This is a genomic window from Micrococcus sp. HMSC31B01 (assembly GCF_001816085.1).
Taxonomy (GTDB): Bacteria; Actinomycetota; Actinomycetes; order Actinomycetales; family Micrococcaceae; genus Micrococcus; species Micrococcus luteus.
Window position 1 is genome coordinate 1 of the sequence record NZ_KV825205.1, and the last position, 4,625, is coordinate 4,625.

Annotated in this window: 5 protein-coding genes and 1 pseudogene; all 6 read right to left on the bottom strand. The window is 69.7% G+C overall.

Annotated elements, in window-relative coordinates:
- Positions 1-60: 60 nt before the first annotated feature.
- Positions 61-1,491, bottom strand: coding sequence for a DNA primase family protein (locus HMPREF3105_RS08075; RefSeq protein WP_083325317.1), 1,431 nt, complete (start codon positions 1,489-1,491; stop codon positions 61-63).
- Positions 1,475-1,597, bottom strand: a complete 123-nt coding sequence (locus HMPREF3105_RS13680; protein ID WP_256375219.1) for a hypothetical protein — start codon at positions 1,595-1,597, stop codon at positions 1,475-1,477. Before HMPREF3105_RS13680 ends, HMPREF3105_RS08075 begins: the two co-directional genes overlap by 17 nt.
- Before the next feature lie 140 nt (positions 1,598-1,737).
- Positions 1,738-2,022 carry a hypothetical protein gene (locus HMPREF3105_RS08085; RefSeq protein WP_141762470.1) on the bottom strand — a complete coding sequence of 95 codons (285 nt, stop codon included), beginning with the start codon at positions 2,020-2,022 and terminating at the stop codon, positions 1,738-1,740.
- A 147-nt stretch (positions 2,023-2,169) separates the two neighbouring features.
- The gene (locus tag HMPREF3105_RS08090) at positions 2,170-2,352 is read right to left on the bottom strand and encodes a helix-turn-helix transcriptional regulator (RefSeq protein WP_070709163.1); all 183 of its coding nucleotides are present in this window, start codon (positions 2,350-2,352) and stop codon (positions 2,170-2,172) included.
- A gap of 510 nt (positions 2,353-2,862) precedes the next feature.
- The gene (locus tag HMPREF3105_RS08095) at positions 2,863-4,215 is read right to left on the bottom strand and encodes a recombinase family protein (RefSeq protein WP_070709165.1); all 1,353 of its coding nucleotides are present in this window, start codon (positions 4,213-4,215) and stop codon (positions 2,863-2,865) included.
- Positions 4,216-4,247: 32 nt separating this feature from the next.
- Positions 4,248-4,625, bottom strand: a pseudogene (locus HMPREF3105_RS08100) (3-methyladenine DNA glycosylase); the annotation flags it as partial.

The window sequence follows — 4,625 nt, forward strand, 5'->3', positions numbered from 1 at the left end:
GGCTTACACAGACCATCTGACACGCCCTCTTTGACCTGCCACACCTGTCACGCGGGCCGGTCAGTCATCGTCTGCAAGCAGTCCGATGCCCTGCCGGACAGACCCGGCGCGGGTCCGGGTGGTGGGGTATCCCAGCCGGTCCAGCTCGGCCCCGAACTTCTTCTCGGCCAGCGGCTCGGCCCCGTCGGCAGCAGCCCATGCCGTCCAGGCCGTATGCAGCTCACGGGTCCGTGCCGACGCTCCGGGCGCGATCACACAGGCGTCAGCGATGAACCGGCGCACCGCGTCTGACTGCACCGCGTAGGCGTCCGTTGCGGCCTTCACCGCCTCCGGTTCGCCCATGCCGCCCGCGTCCAGGTAGTCCCACCATCCGCGCACGGCCCACGTCACCACGGCGTCAGCGGCCTCACGCAGGCGCTCGGGCAGGGCGGGGTCGCGATCAGCCGGCGGGATGACCACGTCGAAGGGCAGCACACGCACGCGCCGCCAGACCGCTGGATCGTTGCCCTTCACCTTTGGTAGGTGATTCGTCACGTAGAGGAACTGGTGAGAGGGCTCCCAGGTGACGGGCGCCTGGTACAGATGCCGGGCCGTGATGGGGTCACCGCCGGTCAGGCGCTTCATCAGCGCGGCGTCCAGGGGCTTGCCCTCCTCGGTCTCCGAGCCGATGACCAGACGCGCCCCGAACAGCTGCATCATTTCCGGCCCGCCCGGGCCGCGCGCGGACGTCATCAGCAGGTCCGGGTCGATGATGGCGGCGTAGTCGCCCAGCGCGTGCGCAATGGCGGTGTAGGCAGTGCCCTTGCCGTTTGCACCCGTGCCCGTGAGCACGGGGAACAGGTGCTCGCGGACGGCACCGAACACGGCCTGACCGATCACGCGCTGGAAGTAGGCGCGTTCAGCGTCATCAGGCAACACCCGGGCCAGGAAGTCGGACCACATCCCATCGGACTCCCCAGCGGTCCACGCACCCCGGCAGACGCGGGTGAGGCGGTCGGCCGGATCGTGCGGGCGCAGGGTGCGTGTGCGCAGATCCAACGTCCCGTTCGCCACGTTCAGCAGGTGCGGGTCCGCGTCGAGGGCGTCCACGGCCACGCGCACACCTTCCAGGGTGGCGGCGATGTCCAGGACGCCGCGGATGCCCGCGGCCGTCTCGCAGCGGCGGACGTCTTCGCGCAGATTGCGGTCCCCGTCGTGGGATTCGGCCAGGGCTGAGCGCAGCACGTCGTGAACGGCGCGTTCAGCGGCGGCGGTCTCGTCCGGCGCCCACCGCTGCCCGTCCCAGACGTGCCAGCCCAGCCCGTTGACGTACATCAGCCGGCCGCTGTGGGCCTCGGCCAGGCGGTGCGCGATGCGCAGCTGGCCCCGGTGCTTCTCTCCGGGCCGTTCTGCCGGCGGCTGTTCGGCGTAGAGGTCCGGGTGGAAGTAGTCGGGCCGCTGGCGGGTCGTCTCCGACAGATCCACGTCCTCGATATCAAGCGGCGATGTCATGCGCGTTCTCCTCCTGGCGGGCCTGGGCGTACCAGTCACGGAAGCCGGCGGCGGAGCGGGCATGGGCCGCCTCGGCGCCGTCCCACCCGGCGAACATGCGGGCCACGGAGTCAGCGATAGCCGGGTGAGCGGGCCCCTCAGCGGCGCCCTGCACGCGTCCGGCGGCCAGACCGGATGCGTGCCCCTGGGCGTAGCCCTCGGCATAGCCGTATGCCCAATCCGCGCAGTGGCGACAGGTCGGGCCGTTCATGCCTTCCACCCGCCGGCCAGGGTCGTGACCGGTGCCAGCCGGCACAGGGTGACGGACGCGGCGTGTCCGCGCTCCACCGCGCGATCAGCGGCGCGCTGAGCGGCTGCCACGGTGTAGAACACGCGGCGCCGGTAGCGGGTTTCCCCGGCCTCGGTGTGGGCGACAACGAGGACGAGGACGCCCTCCAGCATGGTCTCGGGGTCGAGCAAGATGGGAGTGGCGAGCTTGGTAGTGGGGGCCGCCCCGTCGGTAGCGGGGCGGCCCTTCTTCATGTCCGTCATCACGTAGTTTTGGCCTCCGTATGGCCCGAATCCGGGCATAAAAAAACCCCGCTCGGGGCGGGGTTCGTCAGGTGGGTGATCCGGTCGATCTGTTCAGGGGTGAGCGGGGGCCACGCCTCTACCAGCCGGCGGGCGGCCGCCGCGATTTCAAGGGCGCTCAAGGGCGAGGGCCTCCCGGGCGGCCTGAACGTCGATACGGCGCGTCCGCGGGCCGAGCACGTAGACCGGCAGGGCGCCCTCCCGGATCAGGCTGTTGATACGGCGGGTGGAGACTCCGAACATCTCTGCGATTTCGCGAGGGCTGTACAGGGTGGGGGCCATCTCGGACAAGGGTTTCCTCCTGAGTTTGGGCACGAAAAAAGGCCAGTCGAGTGACTGGCCTTAGCGATGTGCGTAGGGGTGGGAGTGGGCGGGGGGCTCCCTGCCCGTAGGGCAGATAGAGCGGCCCCGTGGTGTCCGGCGTAGCGGGGCGGCTAGACAACCCTTGTGGGCGCCTGCCCCGAGGACGTGGGACTGTCGTCAGCTTGAGAGGTGTGTTGGCCGCTTCTCCGCCATGTCTGACACCTTGGCCCACCTCTTGCGACCTAACTACACGCTATGACTCACTTCGGCGGCTGTCAACCAGACGGGGCAAAGATCGCCCGCCTGCGGCGACTGGCGGAGAGCGTCCAGCCCTGCCGCCTGGTGGGAGCACTACGTGGCTCTGGCCCACCTCTGGCGACCTAACTACACTTTATGTGACAGTTCCTGCCCCGTCAACGGGATGTGATAAGTATCACCTTGGTGTGCGGGTCCTCCGTGGGCGGCCCACCCTGCTGGCCGCTGGTTCCGCGGAACTCCTCACCCCGTGCGCGGTGTGATCTCCACGGATGCCGGGTCGAACCGGGACCCTTGCGACGTGCGCAGGATCCGCACGTTCATGAGCGTGTCTATCACCGCGCGTCGCCGCGGTATATCCAGACGCTCCCAGCCTGCCGCCACGCTCTCCGCTTCAAGCAGGGGGCGCAGTGCCGCATTGCCCTCGGCCGCGACCATCGCTGCGGTGACCTGTTCGAGACGCTCCGCCATGCGGGCGTTAGCTGCGCGCAACTGTGCGGCGGTAAGGGTGCCGTCGGCGAACTCCACGGCTAGCGCTTCTTGTCGTGCTCGGATCCGGTCGGCCTCGGCCGAGAGTTCTACCTGCCCCGCGTCGTCATGGCGGGTAAAGGCGGCGGCCCCGCGGGTGGACAGGACGCCCACGGCGACCTCAGAAACGTATGCGTCCACGGCCTCCGCGGAGCGCGCCACGTGTCCGGCTCGGCACGCGTACTGCCGCTTGTGAGTCGCCGTGTAGTTGGTTCCCACCGGGCTATCGCAGACCCCGCACCGGGCCACGCCGATCAACAGATGTTTAGCGCCGCTGCCTCCTACACGCTTCGTCGGCGCGTCCATGCGATCGAGGGCGGCGCGGTAGACCGATTCGCTTACCAGGGGCGCCCATTCAGCGGGGCCGATGATCTCCCCCCGGTAGGCGCGGAGGCCGGCGTTGCGGGGATTGCGGAGAAACTGCCGAAGGGCGGGTTGAGTCCACTCCCGGCCCGTGCTCGTGCGCACACCCTCCGCGGCCAGACGGCGGCAGATCTCGCGCTGGCCCACGCCTGCATTGAAGTCGTCGTACATGCGACGCACCACGGCCGCCTCGGCGGGGTCATGGGTCACCTTGTCCTCGGCGAATCCGAACGGCCGGCGAGGGCCCCACCCCTTGCCGAGCTCGGCGCGTTGCTGAGCGGCGCGCACCTGCCGCGCGCTCTTACGGTCCACCTCCTGGCGGGAGACGGCCGCCTTAATACGGGCGAACATCCGGCCGGCATCCGTGCCTAGGTCGGCCTCCCCGTTCGCGGTCACGAGGTGTAGTCCGCGTTGTTCGGCGGCGTCGATCCAGTCTTCCAGCTGCCGGGGTTGGCGAGTGAGGCGGTCGAGGTCCCAGCAGACAACGGCGTCGAAGCGGCCGGCCTGCCAGTCTCGGACCATGCGCTCATACCCGGGGCGGGTGACGGTGCGTGATGAAGCTGACACGGACGGATCCTCATAGGTGGCGACGTGCTCCCATCCACGCTGAGCGATGATCCGTTTGCAGTCCTCGCGTTGCCGCTCTACTGCAAGGCCGTCGCCGTGACGGTCGAGGGAGATGCGGAGGTAGATGGCGGCGCGCATGACTCCATCCTAAGCGATGTTGACTTCTATGGGTCCATCCCCGCGTGCAGGCAGCCGGGCTGTTCCATCTCCCGCATCCCGGCGCGCGTGGGCAGGACGCCGTCGTCGCCCTCGTTGCGGTCGCGGGCCTCGGGCGCGAAGAACCGGAACGCGTCGAAGTGCGTGCACCGGATCCGCGAGCCCTCCACCACCGCGTCCGTCCCCTCGGCCCCGAGCCGCAGCGGCAGCTGGGAGTGCCGCACCCCGTGCACGTCCGAGCGGTATGCCATCGCCCACTCGTGCAGCCCGAAGCAGCCCAGGCGCGGCGTCCGCTCCACCGTGCGCGCGAGCAGGTCCCGCGTGAACGCCACCCCCGACGCGCGGTCGGCCAGCACCGCCGCCACGTCCACCAGCCAGCCGCCCACCGGGCG

What these genes read in the sequence shown, in the direction of transcription:
- HMPREF3105_RS08075 (WP_083325317.1), bottom strand. Translation starts at nt 1,491, where the DNA reads ATGACATCGCCGCTTGATATCGAGGACGTGGATCTGTCGGAGACGACC.
- HMPREF3105_RS08085 (WP_141762470.1), bottom strand. Translation starts at nt 2,022, where the DNA reads ATGACGGACATGAAGAAGGGCCGCCCCGCTACCGACGGGGCGGCCCCC.
- HMPREF3105_RS08095 (WP_070709165.1), bottom strand. Translation starts at nt 4,215, where the DNA reads ATGCGCGCCGCCATCTACCTCCGCATCTCCCTCGACCGTCACGGCGAC.